Origin of the sequence: uncultured Intestinibacter sp. (assembly GCF_902468165.1) — a bacterium.
GTDB lineage: Bacteria > Bacillota > Clostridia > Peptostreptococcales > Peptostreptococcaceae > Intestinibacter.
Map to the genome: position 1 here is coordinate 19,738 of NZ_CABQXJ010000008.1, position 22,766 is coordinate 42,503.

Here is a 22,766-nt window from a genome sequence, read left to right on the forward strand (position 1 = left end):
AGTAAGGAGAAAAGTATCAATGAAAAGACATGGAATATTAAATAGTGATATATCAAGAGTACTTTCATATATGGGACATACAGATTGTATATGTATAGGTGATTGCGGTATTCCAATCCCAGATGAAACAGAAAGAATTGATTTAGCAGTAAAATTCGGAGTACCAACTTTCATGGACGTTTTAAAAGAAGTTGGCAACGATATGAAAATAGAAAAAATAGTTTTAGCAGAAGAAATAAAAGAACATAATCCACAAGTATTAGCAGAAATAACAGAATACTTCAAAGGACAAGATGTAGAAGTAGAATATGTTTCGCATGTTGGATTAAAGCAAATGACAAGAGAATGCAAAGCTGTAATACGTACTGGAGAAACAACTCCATATGCAAATATAATTTTACAGTCGGGATGTATTTTCTAACAAAAACAAGGAGGTAGAGATATGCAAATTGAAATGCGTGGAATCGATAAGTCGTTTGGAGGAAATGCAGTTTTAAAAAATGCTGGTTTCTTATTAGATGATGGTGAAGTTCATGCTCTTATGGGAGAGAATGGAGCAGGAAAATCGACTTTAATGAAGATTCTAACAGGTGTTTACACTAAAGATGCTGGACAAGTTATAGTAGATGGGAAAGAAGTTTGTTATAACAACCCACAAGAAGCTGAAAAAGCAGGGATAGTATTTATTCATCAAGAGTTAAATGTATTATTTGACTTAACTGTCGAAGAAAATATGTTTTTAGGAAAAGAAATTAAAAAAGTATTTGGAATATGCGACAGAAAAGCAATGAGAAAAAGAGTTCAAGAAATTCTAGATATGCTTGGAGTTGATATAGACCCAACTCAAAGAATGGATGAATTATCTATAGGACAACAACAAATGATAGAAATTGCAAAAGCTCTTATGGTAGATGCAAAAGTATTAATCATGGACGAACCAACAGCAGCATTAACTCAAAGTGAAACAGAAGTATTATTCAAAGTAGTAAATTCCCTTAGAAAAAAAGGTGTTTCAATAGTTTACATATCTCACCGTATGGAAGAAATATTTGAATTATGTGATCGTATAACAATTCTTAGAGATGGTACTTATATCGATACAAAAAGAATTGCAGATATAGATATGAATGACATAGTTAAAATGATGATAGGTAGAGAAATTGGAGAAAGATATCCAGTTAGAAATTCTAAGATAGGTGATGTTGCATTTGAAGTTAAAAACTTAAACTGCCCAGGTGCATTTGAAAATGTATCATTTGAAGTTCGTGCAGGAGAAGTTTTAGGTGTATCAGGACTTATGGGTGCAGGTAGAACGGAAATAATGCAAGCTATATTCGGTAACATGCCAAATGTAACTGGACAACTATTCTTAGATGGAAAAGAAATAAAAAATAAAAATCCACAACAAGCAATACAAAATGGTATTGGATTTATAACAGAAGATAGAAAAGTAGAAGGTTTAATGCTTGAAGAAAGTATAATGAAAAATATTTCTTTAGCTAACCTTGGAAGAATTTCTAACGGTGGAGTTATAAATAAGAAAAAAGAACAAGAACTTGTTAATAAAGGAATAGAAGAATTAAGAATAAGATGCTTTGGACCGCAACACGAATGTAATAATTTAAGTGGTGGGAATCAGCAAAAAGTAATATTTGCAAAATGGATTTACACTAATCCAAAAGTTTTAATCCTAGATGAGCCAACAAGAGGTGTTGATATAGGAGCGAAAAAAGAAATTTACAACATAATTAACGAACTTGCGGCAAAAGGCGTTGCGATAATTATGGTCTCATCTGAACTACCAGAAGTTTTAGGAATGTCTGATAGAGTTATGGTAGTAAGAGAAGGCGAAGTAAGAGGAATTTTAAATAAAGAAGAAGCAAACCAAGAAAGTATCATGACTTTAGCAACAGGAGGAGAACTAAATGGAAAATAAGAAAGTAATGAATCGTATACAAGATTTAGGTGCGGTAATTGCCTTAATTCTTTTAGTAGCGGTGATAAGTATCATAAGCCCAGAGTTCAGAACAGTAAAGAACTTCTTATCATTACTTAGACAATCTTCAATAAACGGACTGATTGCCTTCGGGATGACTTGTGTTATTTTAACTGGCGGAATCGACTTATCAGTTGGTTCGGTATTGGCTCTTACAACAGCAATATGTGCTAGTTTAATAGCTAATGGAACACCAGTAGCAATAGCTATGATAGTAGCATTAGTATTAGGTGTAGTATTCGGTATAATAAGTGGTGTGTTTGTAACAAAAGGTCGTTTACAACCATTCATCGCAACATTAATAACAATGACAGTATTCAGAGGATTAACAATGATCTTCATGGATGGTAAACCAATCTCTAACTTAGGAGATAGTTATTTATTAAAATTCGTAGGAAAAGGGCTTATATTAAATATCCCATTCCCAGTAATAATGTTTATATTAATATTTATAGGATTTATGTTTATATTAGAAAGAACTACTTTTGGACGTAAAGTTTATGCAACAGGTAGTAACGAAAAATCTGCAAAATTAGCAGGTATAAACATAGACAAAACTAAAATAGCTACTTATGCAATCTCAGGATTAATGGCAGCTATGGCAGGATTAATACTTTTATCTCGTTTAGGTTCAGCACAACCAACACTAGGTGACGGATATGAACTAGATGCAATCGCAGCAGTTGCACTTGGTGGAGTTAGTATGAACGGTGGTAGAGGTAGAATATGGGGAACATTTGTAGGTGTTCTAATAATAGCAGTATTAAATAACGGATTAAACATATTAGGTGTATCTTCTTACTATCAAGATGTAGTAAAAGGATTAGTTATATTAATAGCAGTTTTATCAGACCGTAAACGTTAAGTATTAAAAATAGCCCGTAAATATTAGGAGGATAAAAATGAAACTTAAAAAATTAGTTGCTCTTGTTTCATCAGCAATATTAGCATTCTCTTTAGTAGGATGTAGTATAGAAGGTGAAGAAAATGGAGCAAGTTCAGACGGAAGTTTAGTAGGAAACGGAAGCATAGGATTTTCAGTATCTACACTAAATAACCCATTCTTCGTAACATTAAGCCAAGGTGCGAAGGATAAAGCAAAAGAAGAAGGAAGAGATTTAATAGTAGTAGATGCTGGTGATGATGCAGCAAAACAAACAAGTGATATAGAAGATTTAATTTCAAAAAATATAAGTGTTTTAATAGTAAACCCAGTTGATTCTGATGCAGTTGCACCAGCAGTAAAAGATGCAATAGCAAAAGGTATCAAAGTTATATCTTTAGACCGTGCAGTTAACGGTGTAGATGTAGATTGTTCAATAGCATCTGACAATGTTGAAGGTGCGAGAATGGCAACAGAATACTTAGTAAGTTTAGTTGGAAAAGATGCAAAAGTTGTTGAGTTAGAAGGAACTTCAGGTTCAAGTGCAACAATAGACAGAGGAGCAGGATTCCACAAAATAGCAGATGACCAATTAAATGTTGTATCTAGTCAAACAGCTAACTTCAATCGTTCTGAAGGTATGACAGTTATGGAAAATATGCTTCAATCTAACTCAGATATAAAAGGTGTATTCGCTCACAATGACGAAATGGCACTTGGAGCAGTAGAAGCAATCGGAAGCAAAAACATAATAGTTGTTGGATTCGACTCAACAGATGATGCAGTAGCAGCAATTAAAAAAGGTAAAATGGCAGCAACAGTTGCTCAAAAACCAGACTTAATGGGTGCAACAGCAGTAGAAACAGCTATAAAAATAATAAACGGAGAAGCTGTTGAAAAATCTATACCAGTTGAAGTTGAATTAGTAACAAAATAATTCATAAACTTTGAAAAAAGTAGGTGCAAATGCACCTACTTTTTTTGTATAGAAAATATGATACATTTTAAGTAAATAAAAATTTGTTTTGATTTTCTGATATAAAAGTATTCTATAAAATTCTGAAATCCTTTGTTAAATTTAATCTATCTTCTTCAGTTATAGGACGTAAAACACGACATGGGTTTCCAGCAGCAACAACACCGGCAGGGATATCTTTTGTTACAACGCTACCACCGCCGATTACAGTTCCAGCCCCAATTGTAACGCCACCAAAGATTGTACAATTAGCCCCAATCCAAACATCGTTTTCGATAGTTATAGGTTTAGATGTAGAAATACCCTCAACAATACGTTCAGAAGGATAAATCGGATGGCCCGCACAAGAAAGACAAGTCCCAGGTCCGATAAATGCATTTTCACCAATATTAATTGGAGAAGTATCAAGCATAACACAATTGTAATTTATGAAGGCAAATCCGTGTGTGTGAATATTAAAACCATAGTCACATTTAAAATTTGGTTCGATAAAAGTTATAGGACTACAAGTTCCAAACAATTTTTGTAAAATACTAGCGCGTTTTTCACTTTCATCAGGTCTTGTATTATTAAACTCCCACAATAAATTTTGAGCATTTGTTTTTAACGAATGGTCCATAGCAAAATGTTTTGCGTAATAACCTTTTTCGTTTTCTATCATTTCTTTAGTTATCATTATTCAAACTCCTTTTTATATTATTTTCAGCTATTTATATATTTTAAGACATATAAGCAATTTTGTTTAGGTTAAATTTTAAAATATAATAATCAACCTAACAAAAGTGTAATAAAATCCTATACCTTTTGTTGATACAATAATTATAGGTTAACTAATAAAAATAATTAAATTTAAGATCTTAAATCCTAAGTAAAAGAGGTGGATTTTATGCAAAATATTTTAAAAATAGAGAATCTAAAAAAATACTATGGAACAAAAAATAATATAACAAAGGCAATAGATAATATTTCATTTATTGTAAATGAAGGAGAATTTGTGGCGATTATGGGGGCTAGCGGAAGTGGAAAAACTACACTTTTAAATTGCATTTCAACAATAGACACAGTTACAGCTGGCAAAATTATAATCAATAATAAGGATATAACGGAAATAAAAGATAGAGATATAGCATCATTTAGAAGAAATAATTTGGGGTTTGTATTCCAAGATTTTAATTTACTAGATACTTTGACAATAGCTGAAAATATATCACTTTCACTAATTATAAATAAAAAGAATGAAAATAAAATAGATGAAATGGTAAACGATATAGCAAAAATGTTGAGAAAGTTAGCAATTAGAAATGCAAAAAGAAGTATAAAAGATTATCTAGTACGATGATGAATTTTAGACTAGCTGTTATAGAAGTGAGTGTGCTAGTAGTATTTGTAATTGGATGGCTAATCAATTATACAATGAAATTTATGTTTTCGAAGATGAGCAAAGAATTTGGAACATATATAATTGTTCCAGATGATGCAGTCTCAGATATGAAAATATTAGATAAATTTATAATGATGAATACAAAAGAGCAAACAACAGAAAAGTTATATAACGATATATGTAAATATGTTAAAAGTACTATGAAAAATGATAAAGAAAAATCAGAGTTTTATCCATATAATTTAGATATAAAAGGAGAAGTGATATCAGAAAATAGATTAGTATTAACCATATTTTCATTTATTCTTTTGTATATAGCATTTATATTCACAGCAATTGTAGCGACTATCTTAGCAATACAAACCTTGAGTGATTCCACAAAATATAAATATCATTATTCAATTTTAAGTAAATTAGGCGTAGAGCAAAGCCAAATATATAAAACAATAAGAAAGCAATTATTAATATTCTTTTTATTCCCAGTAATTTATCCACTTATAATTGATATTTCAGTTACAACCTCATTAAACGGTCTTCTTAATCCAGTACTAAGTAGCGAATACTCATATTTATATGCAATATTATATAGCCTATCATTATTTTTATTTATATACTTGATATATTTTATAGCAACTTATTTTGGATATAAGAAAAATATAGAGGAATAAAGATATAAACTAAAAAAGTTAGATTTATTACTTGACAAGTGAACTACCGTTCACTACTATATAAATATAAGGTGAACGATGGTTCGCTAAGGAGGTTTAAAATGTGTACGACAAAAGAGAAAATTTTATTAACATCGCTTAAACTGTTTGCCCAGGATGGATATGAAGCTGTTTCAATCAGCAAAATTTCTGGGGAATTAGGAATGGCGAAAAGTGCATTATATAAGCATTATAAAAACAAAAGAGATATTTTTGACAGTATTATAAATAGAATGGATGAATTAGATTATGAAAGGGCAAGAGAGTACAATATGCCAGATGGAAATATGGATGAAATCATAAAAGAATATAGAAATATATCTACTGATAAAATCAGAATTTATACAGAAGCACAATTTAAACATTGGACGGAAGAAGAATTTTCATCTTTATTCAGAAGGATGCTTACTTTAGAGCAGTATAGAAATCAAGAAATGTCAGATTTATATCAGAAATACTTGGTTTCTGGGCCGATAGACTATATGACATATTTGTTTGCAGGAATAACAGGAAAAAAAGAAGAGGCAAAACAATTGGCAATTGAGTTTTATGGTCCAATTTTCTTGATGTATAGTCTTTATGATAATAAAAGAGAGGGTGATGATTTAACGGAAATGTTAAAAAATCATGTTGAGAGGTTTTCTAAAAAAATAAATAATTAGTAAAAATAGTCTATAAAAAATTTAGATTAAGAGTAACAATAATAAATTAATAAGAAGGGAGAAAAAGATGGAAGCAATAGTTTATACTTCAAACACTGGTACAACAAAAGAATACGCTAAATTATTAAGTGATAAATTATCTTTGCCTTATTATTCACTTGATGAAATAAAAAATAAGGTTAAACCAGGCGGTAAAATTATATATCTTGGCTGGATTATGGCAAGTGGAGTAAAGGGATATAAAAAAGCAATAAAAGATTATGATGTGTGTGCTGTAGGTGCTGTTGGGATGGGGGCAACAGGAACACAAGTTAAAGAAGTTAGAACGAAAAATAAAATTCCAAGCTCAAAACCAGTCTTTACTTTACAAGGTGGTTTCGATGTTAAAAAACTCCATGGAATTTATAAACTTATGATGACAATTATGGTCAAAACAGCAGGGAAAGGTCTTGCTAATAAACAAGATAGAACACAAGAAGAAGATCAAATGTTAGAAATGATGTTACATGGAGGAAAATACGTTGATGAAAAGAATCTAAAGGCAATTTTAGATTGGTATGGAAAGAGGGGCGAATAGTGTGAAATTATATTTTTCAAACACTACGACTATAATTACAACAATACTCATTCTTATATTGATTGGATTTATGTCTTATTGTTTTATCAATAGGGACAATATACAATTTTGGGGTAGAAGAATATTAATTCTTGTTATATACGGCCTTGTGGTTTGTTGTTTTGCAGCAGCGCGAGATGGACTGGATATTACTATTCAAAATGCTGTTGAGGGGACAGCTATAGCCGGTGGAATATTTGAACTTGTGAGCATCCCGACTATAATAGGATGTATAGGAGCTGGCATTATTATAATTTCATCTATCATATCATTATTTGTAAAAAGCCAAAATGTTAGAGAAATTTTATTTTTTATAATGTGTGCCGGAATAATTTTAAAAATAGTAACAGTAGAAATATCGAGAATTATTATGTAGAGAGAAAACAGCAATTGGTAATGTAAAGTTATCCGTTGCTGTTTTATATTTTGACAAAATTTGATTAATAACAGGCATGGGGTTATATCTTTGTAAAAAACTTTGCAACAAAATGAATTTAGATATAAATATTGAATCTGAATATAAAAGATTTACAAAAGTAAAAATTATTTTTCCAAAAACAAGTCTTTATAAACAATGATTTATTAGATTTAATGCAAAAATTTTGATGTTACTAACATCCAAACATATGTATTGTGGATATATGGATTTTTTAAAATGTTGAAATTTCAATATATAAAAAGTTATTAACAGAGTTATCCACATTATGCACAGGCTTTGTGGACAATTTAATCCACATTTAGACAAAATGTTTTATTATATTAAAATATATTCAAAAAATAAGTTAAAAAAATTTAAAAAAAAATTAAAAATTAAAAGGATATTTAAAACTGGTGGAGAATATATATTAAAACATAAAAAAATTATCATAATTGGTGAAGTACATACTATGAACTTTGCATAGTGAAGGGAGCTGTTCTTATGAAAATATTAATAACAGGAAAAAAGATAGAACTTACAGATGGAATCAAAGGGGCTGTAGAAGATAAATTAGGTAAACTAGAAAAATATCTACATGAAGACACTGAAGTTAAAGTTACTGTAAGCGCTAGAAAAGCAAAACAAAAAATAGAAGTAACAATAATCCCTATAAATGGACCTATAATAAGAGCTGAAGATAGCCAAGAAAGTTTATATGCTGCAATTGATGTTGTTTATGACAAACTTAATAAACAATTAAGAAGATATAAAAATAAATTAAAAGGTAAATATCAATCTAAAGGTCAAGATAGCATAAGATTCCAAAATATCGAAGACAATGGCTTTGATGAAAATGATGGAGAATTTGATATAGTAATAGAAAGACACAAAAAATTCGATATGAAACCAATGAGTCCAGAAGAAGCAGTATTACAAATGGAATTAGTAGGACATGATTTCTATATGTTTAGAAATATAGACACAGATGAGATTTCAATAGTTTATAGACGTGAAACAGGCGGATATGGATTAATTGAACATGAATAATAGTATGAAACAAATTAATTAGAGAATGAAAGTAGCGGGCTATCGATAAGAAATTATCGATAGCTCTTTTAAATTCCAACAAAAAATAAATATAGCGAAAATAATATAAAAAATATGTCAATAATTAAAAAGAAAGGAGAGGGGTAAATGATAGAAATATTATTGGTTGTGGTGATAATTTTATTGATAATAAACATTTATATATCGATAAAATCAAAAGGAGTAGATATAACTCCTATGCAAAAAAACATAGACCAAAAACTAATATCAGTAGAAAAAACACTTAGAGAAGAGATGAGTGTAAATAGGGAAGAATCTAGAAAAAACGAAAAATCAAATAGATCTGAAATTGCTGGCTCAATTGACAAACTGAGTTCATCTATATTAGCTAATATGATAGAGTTATCAAAACTTCAAAAGAATCAATTTGATACATATTCAAGAACGATGGAGAGAACTTTAGATGCATTTAACTACAATCTTAGAAATAGTATAGATGATTTAACTAAACTCCAAAATGAAAAATTTACGGAACTTACAAAATCGACAGAAGAAAATCTCGAAAAAATGAGAGTTACAGTTGATGAGAAACTACAAAATACACTAGAAAAAAGACTTAGTGAATCATTTAAAGTGGTGAGTGAAAGGCTTGAACAAGTGCATAAAGGTCTCGGCGAAATGCAAAGTCTTGCGGCTGGTGTTGGTGACTTAAAAAAAGTCCTTTCAAATACAAAGACAAGAGGCGTATTAGGCGAGATACAATTGGAAAGAATATTAGAGCAGTTTCTTTCACCTGAACAATATGAAAAGAACGTAATAACTAAAAAAGGTTCACGAGAAACTGTAGAATTTGCTATAAAATTACCAGGCAAGGACTATGATAACAAAATGGTATACTTGCCACTAGATGCAAAATTTCCACTAGAAGTTTATAATAAATTGTTGGAGGCATATGACATGCAAGACCAAGCTCAAATTGAAGTTAATTCAAAGAACTTAGAAAGATTTATAAAAAAATCAGCTAAAGATATAAGGGATAAATATATAGACCCTCCAAATACAACTGATTTTGGATTGATGTTTTTACCTACAGAGGGGATTTATGCAGAAGTCCTAAAAAATCAAAATTTAGTGGAATTAATTCAAAGAGAGTACAAGGTCAACATAACAGGTCCTACAACGCTCGTAGCCCTTTTAAACAGCTTACAGATGGGATTTAGAAGTCTTGCTATAGAAAAACATTCGAGCGAAGTTTGGAAGATACTTGGAGCTGTTAAAACTGAGTTTTCTAAGTTTGAAACAGTGCTTAATTCTGCACAAAATAAATTAAATCAAGCTAGCTCAGAAATAGACAAATTAGTAGGAACTAGAACTAGACAAATTAACCGAAAACTTAAAAATATAGACAAACTTAGCTTTGAAGATACAGATGCTTATCTACCTCAAGAAGATAGTGAGGATGAAGAAATATAAGCAATTAATAAAGTAATTAATATAGAATTAAATTAAAATGAATTTAAATTTAATTAAATGGGATAAAATAGTATTAAAATAAACGATTGAGGCAATATTTAATATTAAATATTCAAATTTTATGTTAAAATGTATAATAGTATAATTTATGCAATGAGGAGAGATGCGAAACAATGGGTTTTTTAGATAACTTATTTAACATGGCAGACAAAAGAGAACTAAAAGGGTTTGAAAAAATAGCTGATCAAATAGATGCTATGGAACCAAAATTCGAAGCCATGACTAATAAAGAATTAAAAAGTATGACAAATACTTTTAAAGACAGATTAGCAAAAGGCGAAACTTTAGACGACATACTACCAGAAGCTTTTGCTACCGTTAGAGAAGCTTCAAAAAGAGTTTTAGGTATGAGACACTACAAAGTACAACTTATCGGGGGGATGGTTTTACATCAAGGTAGAATAGCTGAAATGAAAACAGGTGAAGGTAAAACATTAGTTGCAACAGCGCCTGTATATCTTAACGCTCTTGAAGGTAAAGGTGTCCACGTTGTTACAGTAAATGACTACTTAGCAAAACGTGATAAAGAGGAAATGGGAAAAGTTTACGAATTCTTAGGACTTACTGTAGGGGTTATAGTTCACGGACAAAGTCCAGAAGAAAGAAGAAAACAATATGAATGCGATATAACATACGGAACAAACAACGAGTACGGATTTGATTACCTAAAAGATAATATGGTAATTCACAAAGAACAAAGAGTTCAAAGAGAATTAAACTATGCTATCGTCGATGAGGTCGATTCTATATTAATAGACGAAGCTAGAACACCACTTATAATATCTGGACCTGGGGATAAATCTACGCATTTATACACAGATGCTAATACATTCGTATTAACATTAAAAAGACCAAGTAAAACACAACAAGAAAAAACAGAAGAAGAAAAAGAACTTCCATCAGATGGAGATTATGAAATAGATGAAAAACAAAAAGCAGTTTCATTAAGTGAATCTGGTATTAAAAAGGCAGAACTTTACTTCAACGTTGAGAATATAACAGATGTTGAACATACTGAATTATTCCACCACATCAACCAAGCGCTTAAAGCACACGCTATAATGAAAAAAGACGTAGACTACGTTTCTAAAGATGGCGAAATAGTTATAGTTGACGAATTTACAGGTCGTCTAATGTTTGGTAGAAGATATTCAGAAGGTTTACATCAAGCTATAGAAGCAAAAGAAGGTTTACACGTACAAAGAGAATCAAAAACTCTTGCTACAATAACATTCCAAAACTTCTTTAGAATGTATTCAAAACTTGCAGGTATGACAGGTACAGCTAAAACAGAAGAAGAAGAATTTAAATCAATCTACAAAATGGACGTTGTACAAATACCAACAAATAAACCAATTTTAAGACAAGACTTACCTGATGTAGTTTATAAAAACGAAAGAGGTAAATTCAACGCTGTAGCAGAAGATATACTTGAAAGACATGCTAAAAACCAACCAGTACTAGTTGGTACAGTTTCAATAGAAAAATCAGAATTACTTTCTCAAATACTTAAGAGAAAAGGTATAAAACACGAAGTATTAAATGCTAAAAACCATGAAAAAGAAGCTGAGATAATAGCACAAGCAGGTAGACTTGGAGCAGTTACTATAGCTACAAACATGGCTGGTCGTGGTACTGACATCGTGCTTGGTGGTAACCCATTATTCTTAACTAAAAAAGAATTAAAGAAACATGGATTTACTGATGATTCAATCAAGAGAGTTGATACTAGTATAGATGCTGAAGAATTAGCAGAAAACGAAGATTTAGCAAAAGCTAAAGAAACTTTCGACTCACTATATCACCAATTTAAAGACCAAGCTGCTAAAGAACAAGAAGCTGTTAAAGAAGCAGGTGGACTTGCTATAATCGGTACTGAAAGACATGAATCTAGAAGAATCGATAACCAGTTAAGAGGACGTTCTGGACGTCAAGGTGACCCAGGTTCATCAAGATTCTATATAGGACTTGACGATGATCTTATGAGATTATTCGGTAGCGAAAGAATACAAGGTGTTGTTGAAAGAATAGGTTTAGAAGAAGATATGCCTATCGAACACAAAATGTTAACTAAATCAATTGAAAATGCACAAAAGAAAGTCGAAGGTAGAAACTTCGGTATAAGAAAACATGTACTTCAATATGATGATGTTATGAATAAACAAAGACAAGTTATATATGCTGAAAGAAGTAGCGTTCTTGAAGGAGAAGATATACACGAATATATCCAATCTATGATAAAAGACAGAATAGGTGCTGCTGTTGAAGCATATACAGAAGATAAAAAAGTAGATTACACAGAATTAAAAAACTACCTATATACTTCATTTATGCCAGCTGAAAGTTTAGAAGTTGAAGGACTAGAAACTTTACAAGGTGAAGAATTAATCGAAAAAATCTACGAAATAGCACTTGCTATATACAAAGAAAAAGAAGAAGTTATCACACCAGAAAGAATGAGAGAAATAGAAAGAATCATACTTTTACAATGTGTTGATAGTCACTGGATTGACCACATAGATGCTATGGATCAATTACGTCAAGGTATAGGACTTCGTGCTTTAGGTCAACAAGACCCAGTAATAGCATACAAACTAGAAGGATTCAATATGTTTGACGAAATGGTTGACCAAATAAGACAAGATACAGTTAGATACTTATTCGGAATAACTATAGAAAAACAACCAACTGAAAGAAAACAAATAGTTGATGTTGATACAATAGAAGCTCCAACTGATGAACCTAAACAACCAGTTGTTAAGGAAACAAAAGTAGGAAGAAATGACCTTTGCCCATGTGGAAGTGGTAAGAAATATAAAAACTGCTGTGGCAAAAACTAGGAGGATCTAATGCTAAGAGAATTAGATTATAGACAGTCAGTTGAGACAATGTCTAAAGATTTAACAGAATTGGGTGTTTCCCTTTGACATCGCTTCAAAGAAAGCACAAATTCAAAAATACGAAGAAGAAATAAATAAACAAGATTTTTGGGATGATAACGAAAGAGCTCAAAAAATTCTTCAACAAAACAGCGATTTAAAAAACATAATCTCTGAATATGAAGAATTAAACTCTAACTTAGAAGACATAGAAGTTTTAATAGAACTTGGTCTTGAGGAAGAGGATGAGTCGATTGAACGTGACATCGAAAAATCTATAAAAACACTTGAAGATAAAATAGATGAAGTTAAAATAAAAACTTTATTAAATGGAAAATACGATGCCAATAATGCTGTTTTATCTATAAATGCTGGAACTGGTGGATTAGATGCACAAGATTGTGCACAAATGATACTTAGAATGTACCTTAGATGGGCTGACCAAAATAACTTCAAGGTCAAAACATTAGACATGATAAGTGACCCAGAGGCAGGGATAAAAAGTGTTACGCTACTGATTCAAGGAACAAATGCTTACGGGTATCTAAAAAGTGAAAAAGGCGTTCATAGAATCGTCAGAATATCACCTTTTGATGCATCAGGAAAAAGACATACATCTTTCGTTTCAGTAGATGTTACGCCAGAGCTTGATGACAAGATTGATGTTGAGATAAATCCTAATGATTTAAAAATCGACACATATAGATCATCTGGAGCTGGAGGACAGCACGTAAACAAAACTGATTCTGCGGTTAGAATAACTCATATTCCAACAGGAATTGTTGTTCAATGCCAAAATGAACGTTCACAATTTGCCAATAAAGACACTGCAATGAAGATGTTAAAAGGTAAATTGATTCATTTAAAAGAATTAGAAAACAAAGAAAGAATTGAGGACATCCAGGGTAAATATTCACAAATAACATGGGGTAGCCAAATAAGGTCCTATGTATTCCAACCTTATAAATTAGTGAAGGACCACAGAACTAATGCGGAGATTGGAAACGTGGATAGCGTAATGGATGGAAATATCAATTTATTCATAAATGAATATTTAAAAATGAATAAAATGAAAAATCAATAAAAAATAATACAGGGGGGCTACAAATACACGTGGCTCCCTGTTTTTTAAAGGAGTTGTTTGGGTTGGATATATATAACATTTTAGAAAAAGAGTTTAAGATTAAAAGGGAGTATATAGATAACACTATAAAACTAATTGATGAAGGAAATACAATCCCTTTCATTGCAAGATATAGAAAAGAAATGACAGGCGAGATGAGCGATGTCACTTTAAGACAGTTAAACGAAAGACTTACTTATCTTAGAAATTTAGAAAGCAGAAAAGAAGATGTAACTAGAATAATAGATGAGCAAGGAAAATTAACTGAAGAACTAAAAACTAATATAGCAAAAGCAAAAACACTTCAAGAAGTTGAAGATATTTATGCTCCTTATAAACAAAAGAAAAGAACAAGAGCAACAATAGCTAAGGAAAAAGGATTAGAACCTTTAGCTCAATCTCTATTAAAACAAGATATAGCTGATATAAATATGGAGGCCTCTAATTATATAAACACAGAAAAAGGTGTAGAAAATGTTGAAGATGCACTTAAAGGAGCTTTAGACATAATCGCTGAAGTTGTGTCTGATGATGCAGAAATAAGAAAATACATAAGAAAATTAGCTATAGACCATGGTATTGTCGTAACTCAAAATACAACTGACGAAAAATCAGTTTATGACATGTACTATGATTATAGTGAGCCAGTTAGAACAATGGCATCACATAGAGTTCTTGCAATAAATAGAGGAGAAAAGGAAAACTTCTTAAAAGTTAAGTTAGAAATAGATAACGACAAAGTATTAAATTATATAGAAAATAAATACATAAATAAAAACAATTCAAAAAATAAGACAGAAATTCTATCAGCTATCGAGGATTCATACAAAAGACTTATTTTCCCTTCTATAGAAAGAGAGATAAGAGCTTATTTAACAGAAAATGCACAAGAGAGAGCAATCAGTGTATTTGGTGAAAATATAAAAAATCTACTATTACAACCACCGCTAAAAGGCAAGGTAGTTATGGGATTTGACCCTGGTTATGTAAATGGATGTAAAATAGCTGTTGTAGATAGAAATGGTAAATTCCTTGATCAATCAATAGTATATCCACATAAACCACAGGCAAAAATGGAATCAGCTAAAAAGACAGTTGTAGATTTAGTCAAAAAATATGACATAGATGTAATAGCAATCGGTAATGGTACTGCATCTAGAGAGTCTGAAAAAATGATAGCTGATTTAATAAAAGAAGAAAACTTAAATACTCAATATGTAATTGTTAGTGAGGCTGGAGCATCAATATACTCTGCATCAGAATTGGCAGCAGAAGAACATCCAGACATCAATGTATCTATAAGAGGTGCAATTTCAATAGGTAGAAGACTTCAAGACCCACTTGCAGAACTTGTAAAAATAGAGCCACAAAATATAGGTGTTGGACAATATCAACACGACCTAAATAAAAAGAGACTTACAGAAGTTTTAGATGGAGTTGTTGAGGACTCTGTTAATAGTGTTGGTGTTGATTTAAATACAGCATCTTATTCATTACTTGAACATGTTTCTGGAATAAGCAAAACAGTGGCAAAAAATATAGTTACATATAGAGAAGAAAATGGAGCATTTACATCAAGAGCCCAACTTAAAAAAGTTAAAAGACTTGGACCAAGTGCATTTGTTCAATGTGCTGGATTTATGAGAATTGCTGATGGTAAAAATCCACTAGATAATACTGGTGTCCATCCTGAAAGTTATGATGTTTGTAAAAAGATGATAGAGATGTTAGGCTATACTATGGATGATATCGAAAGCAAAAATATTGATGATATAGACGATAGAGTTAAAAATATAGGTCTAAAAGAAATAAGCAAAAAATTAGAAGTAGGAGAGCCTACTTTAAAAGATATAATTTTAGAAATTAAGAAACCAGGTCGTGATCCTAGAGATGAAGGTATGAAACCTATATTAAGAACAGATGTATTAAAAATTGAAGATATACAAGAAGGCATGGTGCTTAAAGGTACTGTCAGAAATGTCGTTGATTTTGGTGCATTTGTCGATATAGGAATTAAAAACGACGGACTTGTTCACAAATCACAAATGAGCAATAAATTTGTAAAAGATCCAATGGAAGTAGTATCTGTTGGTGATGTTGTAGATGTTAAAGTTATAGGAATAGATTTAGATAAGGGACGCGTTTCATTATCTATGAAACTGTAATTATAAAATCTGTGTAATTAGAAAATCCGCTTTCGCATATTAAAATGCGGATGCGGATTTTTGTTATACTATTTATGTTGTACATCTTGTTTTAGAATCATTTATATGTTAACTTAGAAACACGATATTTAAAAAATAAACAACAAATAACTTGAGATAGATTATAAAAATATAATAAAATTGGAGGCATATAGTGTTACTTATAAAAAATGGAACAGTAAATACAATTACTAAAGGAATACAGAAAATAGGAATATTAATAAAAGATAAAAAAATAGTAGCAATGGGGGAAAAACTAAATTCATTAAGCACAGAGTTTGTACTTGATGGTGAAGTTATAGGAAGAGAAGATGACTACGAAGAGCTTAACAAGGAACTGAGAGCTAATGGTGAGTTTGATTTTGACCCAAATACGGATACATTAGAAATAATAGATGCACAAGGGCAATTCATCTATCCAGGGTTTATCGATGCACACACTCATTTAGGTCTTTGGGAAGACGGAATGGGAGTAGAAGGTGCTGATGGAAACGAAGAAACTGACCCTATAACACCACACTTAAATGTAATCGACGGAATAAATCCAATGGATAGAACATTTAAAGAGGCGTATGAAGGTGGAATAACAGCAGTTTGCACAACTCCTGGAAGTGCAAATGTTATGGGTGGACAAGCAGCTGCAATCAAAACTTTTGGTAGAAGAATAGACAAAATGATAATCAAAAATCCAGTTGCATCAAAAGTTGCATTTGGTGAAAATCCAAAATCATGCTACGGTTCAAATGATAATACACCACAGACAAGAATGGCGATTGCTGCATTACTTAGAGAGAATTTAAGAAAGGCAGAAGAATATTTATTTGACTTAAAATCGGCAGAAGAAGATGAAGATATAGATAAGCCAGAATTTGATATAAAATTAGAATCGCTTATACCTGTGTTAAAAAAGGAAATACCTTTAAAAGCACATGCACACAGAGCTGACGATATGTTCACAGCGATAAGAATTGCTCAAGAATTCGATTTAAAACTTACACTAGATCACTGCACAGAGGGGCACATGATAGTGGAAGAATTATTAGAAGAAGATTATCCACTTATAGTAGGTCCATCTTTATCAGAAAGATCAAAAATTGAGCTTAGAAACTTAACTTTTGAAACTGCTGGGATTTTATCAAATGCAGGGAAGGATATCTGCATAATGACAGACCATCCAGTAATCCCACTGCAATATCTACCTATATGTGCGGGATTAGCTGTTAAATACGGTATGAAACAAGAAAAAGCATTAGAGGCGATAACTATAAATCCAGCAAAAGTTTTAGGAATAGAAGACAGAGTTGGTTCTATAGAAGTTGGAAAAGATGCCGATATAGTAATTTGGGACGGAAACCCACTAGAAATCCAAAGTAATGTTTTATACACAATAATAGATGGAAAAGTCGTTTATAAAAGATAAATTAAATGTAAAATCTAAGCATTAAAAAGTAATAAAAAAGTAATTAGAAAGTAACTAATAAAACATTAAAAATAATTAATAAGAATAATGTAATTAGTAAAAAGATAATATAATAATGTAATTAGTGAAAAAATAATATTAAGGAAACAATAACATTAAGTTATAATTAAAATAAATAATTATAATTTAAATTCAAAAAATAATATTGTGTAAACAAAAAAATAAAAATTTATATCTAATATATGCTAAAAATAATATTCAATATATAAAAAAATATGGAATTAATAAGAATAATGTATAAATGTAGCATGTGAAAATATTAATTTTGTTGACAGAAATTATTACATTGATTATTATAATAATTGAATAGGAAAATAAAATAACTAGAAAAATTCTTCGGGGCAGGGTGAGATTCCCTACCGGCGGTAAAGCCCGCGAGCTATTTAATTAGTTGATTTGGTGAAATTCCAAAGCCGACAGTAGAGTCTGGATGAGAGAAGAGAGTTATAAATTTAAAAGATTTATTTATTATGATTGCTCATAAAACTCGAAGAAGAAGATTCTCTCGAGTTTTTTTATTTGACCTATAATAATTTATTTTATTGGAGGTTATGTATTATGCAACAAAGTGTAAATACTCATAAATCAAAAAGAACAATGTCTACTAGAGTGATAGCTCAGATAGGAATTTTGGCAGCTATATCTTATTTTTTAAGATTTTTAGAAGTGCCATTACCAATATTCCCATCATTTTTAAAACTTGATTTATCAGATATAGTAGCAGTATTCGGTGGATTATCAATGGGACCTGTTGCAGGTTTTATAGTAGTCGTAATCAAAAACTTATTACAAGCAGTTTCAGGAAGTACAACTGGAGGCGTTGGTGAAATAGCAAACATATTAATCGCAGGACCATATGTATTAATGGTATGCTTTATATGTAGAAAAGCTAAAACTTATAAAAATGTATTAATCGGTGGTGTTTTAGGAACAATACTTATGGCGATAGTCGGTGCAGTAGTAGATTATTACATAGTATTCCCATTATACGGATTAGTAATGCCAATGGATGTAATAATAAGCATGGGTACAGTATTAAACCACAGAGTTACAGATTTATTCACTTTTATGATTTGGTTAGTAATACCGTTTAATATATTAAAAGGTGCAATCATGACAGTGGTAATTTTACCATTATATAAAAAGATGGAAAGAATATTAAGAGTTAAATAGATTTATAAAAATAAACCTGTCCTTTTGTTAGGGCAGGTTTTTTAGTTTCCATCGAGTTAATGAAAAGTATAAGGCTAGCGACATATCTCATACTTTTTTTAGGTTATAATAAATATAGTCTTATACATTGAAAAAATAACGTATAAGCCTATAAAACTACTAAAAAGTATAATATAATAATATTTGGTTTATATTTAAACTGTAGAGTGTAATAAATAACATTAATTTCACCTTATAGTTTAAATAGTAGATTAGATACGGAGATGAAAATATGAAAAACACACAGATGATAAAGAATATATACTTAAATAACGATCAAGAAACTAGGGAGATTGGTTTTAAGTTAGGTAAACTTTTAAAGCCAGGGAGCATAGTTTGTTTAATCGGTGATTTAGGTGCAGGAAAAACAACAATGACTCAAAGTTTGGCAGAGGCACTAGAAGTAGATGACTATATCACAAGTCCAACTTTCACAATAGTGAACCAATACGAAGGAAAAATGCCACTATATCATTTCGACGTATACAGAATTGGATGTAGCGAGGAAATGTACGATATAGGATTTGAAGAATACATAAATGGTGACGGTGTATGTATAATCGAATGGGCAAATATAATCGAGGACATACTACCAGATGAATACTTAAAAATAGAATTAAACTACAAAGACATGGGAAGAGAGATGACGCTTATTCCTTATGGCGAAGAATATGAAAAAATAGTTGAGGAGTTGACTAAATAATGAAGATTTTAGGGATAGATACATCATCTATGGCGGCAAGTGTAGCTGTTATAGAAGACAATAAATTAATTTGTGAATATACAATTAACACTAAAAAAACTCATTCACAAAAACTTATGCCAATGATAGAAAATATGCTAGGTTTAAGTGATTTAAATGTGCGTGAGATTGATGCGATTGCAGTTTGTGAAGGTCCAGGTTCTTTCACAGGGCTTAGAATTGGTATGGCAACAGCAAAGGCAATAGCTCATGTTAACGATATACCCGTGATAGGAGTTAATTCACTAGAGGCTTTAGCAGCAAATATGAACCTTTGTGATAAAAAAATATGCTCAATATTAGATGCACAAAGAAATCAAGTTTATACAGGAAGATACCAATATGAAGGTACAAAATTAGTAGAAATAAAAGAAATCGGAATTCAACAAATAGACGAACTTCTTGAAGAATTAGCACAAAGCGGTGAACAATGGATATTAGTTGGAGAAGCTGTTTATAAATACGAAGACAAAATAAGAGAAATATCTAATATAGAAATTCCAGCAGCATCAAATAACGTGACAAAAGCAGGAAGTTTATGTTCTGTGGCGAAAGTTAAATTTGATGAAGGAAAAGATATATTCGATTGTTATACAGTAAATCCGCTATATATCAGAAAATCACAAGCAGAAGAACAATATGAAGAAAAACAAAGAAAACTTCAAGAACAAAAATAATTAATAAAGGCTATATAAATATAAATACTATTTAGTCTACAAAAATAATTAATAATATTGGAGAAAAGTGAGGTTTCAAAATGGAAAAGAATCGAGAAAATCTAAATAATATAAATCAAGATTTACATATGGATTTAAACCCAATTTTGGGGCTGGGCACAGAATTAAATATGAATAACTTAATAATTAGACCAATGAGAAAAGACGATATAGATGGAGTTCATAGAGTAGAGGTAAATTGTTTTGATGATCCATGGTCAAAAAAATCTCTAATGGATGAACTAAAAAACAACTTAGCTAGATATCTTGTGGCTGAGTTGGATTCTGTAATTGTTGGGTATGTGGGCGTTTGGTTTGTTGTTGATGAAGGTCACATAACAAACGTAGCAGTACACAGCGATTATAGAGGACAAAAAATAGGTGATAGATTAGTGGCTGAAATGGTGAAACTTTGTAAAGAGCATGGATTAGTTTCAATGACTTTAGAAGTTAGAAGTTCAAACACAGTTGCACAAAATCTATACAGAAAGTATGGATTCAAAATGGCAGGAGTCAGAAAAGAATATTATAGCGATAGAGAAGACGCAATAATAATGTGGAATCAGCTATCAGAATTATAAATATGACATTTGCATAATGAATGATATAAATAAAAAAATTAATAAACGCAAATATACAAAATTATAAATAGCTAGAATATGAGGCGGTGAAACAATGAAGGATATAATAACTTTATCGATAGAAAGTAGTTGTGATGAGACTGCAGTTGCAGTATTAAAAAACGGAAGAGAAGTACTTGCAAATATAGTTTCAACACAAATTGAATTACATAAAAAGTTCGGTGGTGTAGTTCCAGAAGTTGCATCAAGAAAACACATTGAAAATATAGATGCAGTTTATCAAGAGGCACTAGACACAGCAGGAATAAAAGCAGAAGATATCGACCACATAGCAGTAACTTATGGACCAGGATTAGTTGGAGCTCTTTTAGTAGGATTATCTTATGCTAAGGCACTTGCGTTTACGCTTGGTGTTCCACTAGTTGGAGTAAACCACATGCAAGGTCACATAAATGCAAACTATATACAACACAAAGGTTTAAAACCTCCATTTATAACTTTAGTAGTTTCAGGAGGGCATACTCACTTAGTTGAGGTTAAAGATTATCAAAATTATGAAATCCTAGGAAGAACTAGAGATGATGCATCTGGTGAGGCATTTGATAAAATATCTAGAGCTATGGGGCTTGGATATCCAGGTGGACCAATAATAGACAAGCTTGCAAAACAAGGAAACAAACATGCAATAGAATTCCCAAGAGCATACTTAGATGATTCATATGATTTTAGTTTTAGTGGATTAAAATCAGCAGTATTAAATTATTTAAATGCTCAAAAAATGAAAAAACAAGAGATAGTAGTAGAAGATGTTGCTGCATCTTTCCAAGAGGCAGTAGTAGAAGTATTATCTACAAAAGCTGTTAATGCAGCCGAAGAAAAAGGATACAAAATAATCGCCTTATCTGGTGGTGTTGCTGCAAACTCAGCACTAAGAGAAAAGATAACACAAATGGCAAACGAAAAAGGCATAGAAATAAAATTCCCAGGATTAGATTTATGCACAGACAACGCAGCTATGATAGGTTGTGCAGGATATCATAATTTTATAAATGGAAAAATTGATGATATGTCATTAAACGCAGTGCCAAACTTAAAAATAGACATTAACTAATAAAATATAATCTAGATTTTGTTCGATAAATAACTAACAATTTTTAGAATTATATAAACAAATTATGACAAAATAGGAGAAGACATCATGGAAATCAAAAGATTTGAAGGAACAGGAAGAATGAGTAAAGTAGTTGAACATAACAACACTCTTTACTTAAGTGGATTAACTAACGACGAAGGTGATATGAAAGAACAAACTGCAGCAGTTTTAGCTAAAGCTGAAACAATATTAAACCAATATGGTTCTGACAAAAACCACATATTATCAGCAACTATATACGTAAAAGATATGGCATTATTCGCTGATATGAACTCAGTTTGGGATGCTTGGGTAGAAAACGGAAATGAGCCAGCAAGAGCTTGTGTAGAAGCTAACATGGCTAGAGAAAACTTATTAGTTGAAATAAGTATAGTTGCAGCTAAAAAATAGTATTTAAAATTAGTTCTAAATATTAAAAAAGCTCATATAATAAAGTGACTATATGATTAAATAGACA

The 22,766-nt window shown here is 31.0% G+C and carries 21 protein-coding genes, 1 pseudogene and 1 riboswitch; of the genes and pseudogenes, 21 read left to right on the forward strand and 1 reads right to left on the reverse strand.

Going from position 1 to position 22,766, the window contains the following annotated elements:
- Nucleotides 1-19 precede the first annotated feature (19 nt).
- Genes rbsD through RDX53_RS02765 form a run of 4 tightly spaced genes read left to right on the forward strand, consistent with a single transcriptional unit; the run spans nucleotide 20 to nucleotide 3,816 of the window.
- A complete protein-coding gene (gene rbsD, locus RDX53_RS02750) occupies nucleotides 20-421 on the forward strand; it encodes a D-ribose pyranase (protein ID WP_307993681.1) in 402 nt (133 codons plus the stop codon).
- Between the two features lie 21 nt (nucleotides 422-442).
- Entirely contained in the window at nucleotides 443-1,936 is a 1,494-nt protein-coding gene (locus RDX53_RS02755; protein WP_307993682.1) for an ATP-binding cassette domain-containing protein, read from the forward strand.
- On the forward strand, nucleotides 1,926-2,861 hold the full coding sequence (locus tag RDX53_RS02760; protein ID WP_195929505.1) for an ABC transporter permease: 936 nt from the start codon (nucleotides 1,926-1,928) through the stop codon (nucleotides 2,859-2,861). Before RDX53_RS02755 ends, RDX53_RS02760 begins: the two co-directional genes overlap by 11 nt.
- Before the next feature lie 37 nt (nucleotides 2,862-2,898).
- The gene (locus RDX53_RS02765) at nucleotides 2,899-3,816 is read left to right on the forward strand and encodes a D-ribose ABC transporter substrate-binding protein (RefSeq protein WP_195929506.1); all 918 of its coding nucleotides are present in this window, start codon (nucleotides 2,899-2,901) and stop codon (nucleotides 3,814-3,816) included.
- Between the two features lie 112 nt (nucleotides 3,817-3,928).
- Here RDX53_RS02765 and RDX53_RS02770 read toward each other — a convergent pair whose 3' ends face one another.
- On the reverse strand, nucleotides 3,929-4,531 hold the full coding sequence (locus RDX53_RS02770; protein WP_195929507.1) for a sugar O-acetyltransferase: 603 nt from the start codon (nucleotides 4,529-4,531) through the stop codon (nucleotides 3,929-3,931).
- A 210-nt stretch (nucleotides 4,532-4,741) separates the two neighbouring features.
- Here RDX53_RS02770 and RDX53_RS02775 point away from each other — a divergent pair.
- The 17 genes and pseudogenes from RDX53_RS02775 to RDX53_RS02855 all read left to right on the forward strand — a co-directional run.
- Nucleotides 4,742-5,128, forward strand: a pseudogene (locus tag RDX53_RS02775) (ABC transporter ATP-binding protein); the annotation flags it as partial.
- Between the two features lie 62 nt (nucleotides 5,129-5,190).
- Nucleotides 5,191-5,904: a hypothetical protein gene (locus RDX53_RS02780; protein WP_195929509.1), complete on the forward strand. Its 714-nt coding sequence runs from the start codon at nucleotides 5,191-5,193 to the stop codon at nucleotides 5,902-5,904.
- A gap of 101 nt (nucleotides 5,905-6,005) precedes the next feature.
- Nucleotides 6,006-6,605 (forward strand): TetR/AcrR family transcriptional regulator, encoded by a 600-nt coding sequence (locus RDX53_RS02785; protein ID WP_195929510.1) that lies wholly within the window; start codon nucleotides 6,006-6,008, stop codon nucleotides 6,603-6,605.
- Nucleotides 6,606-6,672: 67 nt separating this feature from the next.
- Complete coding sequence (locus tag RDX53_RS02790) at nucleotides 6,673-7,182, forward strand: hypothetical protein (RefSeq protein ID WP_195929511.1); 510 nt, start codon at nucleotides 6,673-6,675, stop codon at nucleotides 7,180-7,182.
- Nucleotide 7,183: 1 nt separating this feature from the next.
- Complete coding sequence (locus RDX53_RS02795; RefSeq protein WP_195929512.1) at nucleotides 7,184-7,597, forward strand: hypothetical protein; 414 nt, start codon at nucleotides 7,184-7,186, stop codon at nucleotides 7,595-7,597.
- A 543-nt stretch (nucleotides 7,598-8,140) separates the two neighbouring features.
- Nucleotides 8,141-8,686 carry a ribosome-associated translation inhibitor RaiA gene (gene raiA, locus RDX53_RS02800; protein WP_195929513.1) on the forward strand — a complete coding sequence of 182 codons (546 nt, stop codon included), beginning with the start codon at nucleotides 8,141-8,143 and terminating at the stop codon, nucleotides 8,684-8,686.
- A gap of 147 nt (nucleotides 8,687-8,833) precedes the next feature.
- Nucleotides 8,834-10,159 carry a DNA recombination protein RmuC gene (locus RDX53_RS02805; RefSeq protein WP_195929514.1) on the forward strand — a complete coding sequence of 442 codons (1,326 nt, stop codon included), beginning with the start codon at nucleotides 8,834-8,836 and terminating at the stop codon, nucleotides 10,157-10,159.
- Nucleotides 10,160-10,332: 173 nt separating this feature from the next.
- Nucleotides 10,333-13,059, forward strand: a complete 2,727-nt coding sequence (gene secA, locus RDX53_RS02810; protein ID WP_195929515.1) for a preprotein translocase subunit SecA — start codon at nucleotides 10,333-10,335, stop codon at nucleotides 13,057-13,059.
- A gap of 9 nt (nucleotides 13,060-13,068) precedes the next feature.
- A protein-coding gene (prfB, locus tag RDX53_RS02815) for a peptide chain release factor 2 (RefSeq protein WP_195929516.1) occupies nucleotides 13,069-14,182 on the forward strand; the annotation gives its coding sequence in 2 pieces (ribosomal slippage) (nucleotides 13,069-13,143 and nucleotides 13,145-14,182; 1,113 coding nt in all).
- Between the two features lie 62 nt (nucleotides 14,183-14,244).
- Nucleotides 14,245-16,386, forward strand: coding sequence for a Tex family protein (locus tag RDX53_RS02820; protein WP_307993683.1), 2,142 nt, complete (start codon nucleotides 14,245-14,247; stop codon nucleotides 16,384-16,386).
- Nucleotides 16,387-16,579: 193 nt separating this feature from the next.
- Nucleotides 16,580-17,845 carry an amidohydrolase gene (locus RDX53_RS02825; RefSeq protein WP_295763709.1) on the forward strand — a complete coding sequence of 422 codons (1,266 nt, stop codon included), beginning with the start codon at nucleotides 16,580-16,582 and terminating at the stop codon, nucleotides 17,843-17,845.
- A gap of 388 nt (nucleotides 17,846-18,233) precedes the next feature.
- A riboswitch (FMN riboswitch) is annotated at nucleotides 18,234-18,351 on the forward strand.
- A 112-nt stretch (nucleotides 18,352-18,463) separates the two neighbouring features.
- A complete protein-coding gene (locus RDX53_RS02830) occupies nucleotides 18,464-19,078 on the forward strand; it encodes an ECF transporter S component (RefSeq protein WP_295777818.1) in 615 nt (204 codons plus the stop codon).
- A gap of 289 nt (nucleotides 19,079-19,367) precedes the next feature.
- A complete protein-coding gene (gene tsaE, locus RDX53_RS02835; RefSeq protein ID WP_195930030.1) occupies nucleotides 19,368-19,820 on the forward strand; it encodes a tRNA (adenosine(37)-N6)-threonylcarbamoyltransferase complex ATPase subunit type 1 TsaE in 453 nt (150 codons plus the stop codon).
- On the forward strand, nucleotides 19,820-20,536 hold the full coding sequence (tsaB, locus tag RDX53_RS02840; protein ID WP_295675585.1) for a tRNA (adenosine(37)-N6)-threonylcarbamoyltransferase complex dimerization subunit type 1 TsaB: 717 nt from the start codon (nucleotides 19,820-19,822) through the stop codon (nucleotides 20,534-20,536). The genes tsaE and tsaB overlap by 1 nt, the downstream gene beginning before the upstream one ends.
- A gap of 128 nt (nucleotides 20,537-20,664) precedes the next feature.
- Nucleotides 20,665-21,156 carry a ribosomal protein S18-alanine N-acetyltransferase gene (gene rimI / locus RDX53_RS02845; RefSeq protein ID WP_243269566.1) on the forward strand — a complete coding sequence of 164 codons (492 nt, stop codon included), beginning with the start codon at nucleotides 20,665-20,667 and terminating at the stop codon, nucleotides 21,154-21,156.
- Nucleotides 21,157-21,250: 94 nt separating this feature from the next.
- Nucleotides 21,251-22,267 carry a tRNA (adenosine(37)-N6)-threonylcarbamoyltransferase complex transferase subunit TsaD gene (tsaD, locus tag RDX53_RS02850; RefSeq protein ID WP_307993684.1) on the forward strand — a complete coding sequence of 339 codons (1,017 nt, stop codon included), beginning with the start codon at nucleotides 21,251-21,253 and terminating at the stop codon, nucleotides 22,265-22,267.
- Nucleotides 22,268-22,354: 87 nt separating this feature from the next.
- A complete protein-coding gene (locus RDX53_RS02855) occupies nucleotides 22,355-22,699 on the forward strand; it encodes a RidA family protein (RefSeq protein ID WP_307993685.1) in 345 nt (114 codons plus the stop codon).
- The last annotated feature ends 67 nt before the right edge of the window (nucleotides 22,700-22,766 follow it).

Bases quoted from the DNA above. Each gene is read 5' to 3' on its own strand.
- tsaB (WP_295675585.1), top strand. From the start codon at position 19,820: ATGAAGATTTTAGGGATAGATACATCATCTATGGCGGCAAGTGTAGCT.
- RDX53_RS02785 (WP_195929510.1), top strand. From the start codon at position 6,006: ATGTGTACGACAAAAGAGAAAATTTTATTAACATCGCTTAAACTGTTT.
- rbsD (WP_307993681.1), top strand. From the start codon at position 20: ATGAAAAGACATGGAATATTAAATAGTGATATATCAAGAGTACTTTCA.
- RDX53_RS02780 (WP_195929509.1), top strand. From the start codon at position 5,191: ATGATGAATTTTAGACTAGCTGTTATAGAAGTGAGTGTGCTAGTAGTA.
- RDX53_RS02855 (WP_307993685.1), top strand. From the start codon at position 22,355: ATGGAAATCAAAAGATTTGAAGGAACAGGAAGAATGAGTAAAGTAGTT.
- RDX53_RS02765 (WP_195929506.1), top strand. From the start codon at position 2,899: ATGAAACTTAAAAAATTAGTTGCTCTTGTTTCATCAGCAATATTAGCA.
- RDX53_RS02770 (WP_195929507.1), bottom strand. From the start codon at position 4,531: ATGATAACTAAAGAAATGATAGAAAACGAAAAAGGTTATTACGCAAAA.
- RDX53_RS02790 (WP_195929511.1), top strand. From the start codon at position 6,673: ATGGAAGCAATAGTTTATACTTCAAACACTGGTACAACAAAAGAATAC.
- RDX53_RS02805 (WP_195929514.1), top strand. From the start codon at position 8,834: ATGATAGAAATATTATTGGTTGTGGTGATAATTTTATTGATAATAAAC.
- secA (WP_195929515.1), top strand. From the start codon at position 10,333: ATGGGTTTTTTAGATAACTTATTTAACATGGCAGACAAAAGAGAACTA.
- RDX53_RS02830 (WP_295777818.1), top strand. From the start codon at position 18,464: ATGCAACAAAGTGTAAATACTCATAAATCAAAAAGAACAATGTCTACT.
- raiA (WP_195929513.1), top strand. From the start codon at position 8,141: ATGAAAATATTAATAACAGGAAAAAAGATAGAACTTACAGATGGAATC.
- RDX53_RS02760 (WP_195929505.1), top strand. From the start codon at position 1,926: ATGGAAAATAAGAAAGTAATGAATCGTATACAAGATTTAGGTGCGGTA.
- RDX53_RS02755 (WP_307993682.1), top strand. From the start codon at position 443: ATGCAAATTGAAATGCGTGGAATCGATAAGTCGTTTGGAGGAAATGCA.
- rimI (WP_243269566.1), top strand. From the start codon at position 20,665: ATGGATTTAAACCCAATTTTGGGGCTGGGCACAGAATTAAATATGAAT.
- tsaD (WP_307993684.1), top strand. From the start codon at position 21,251: ATGAAGGATATAATAACTTTATCGATAGAAAGTAGTTGTGATGAGACT.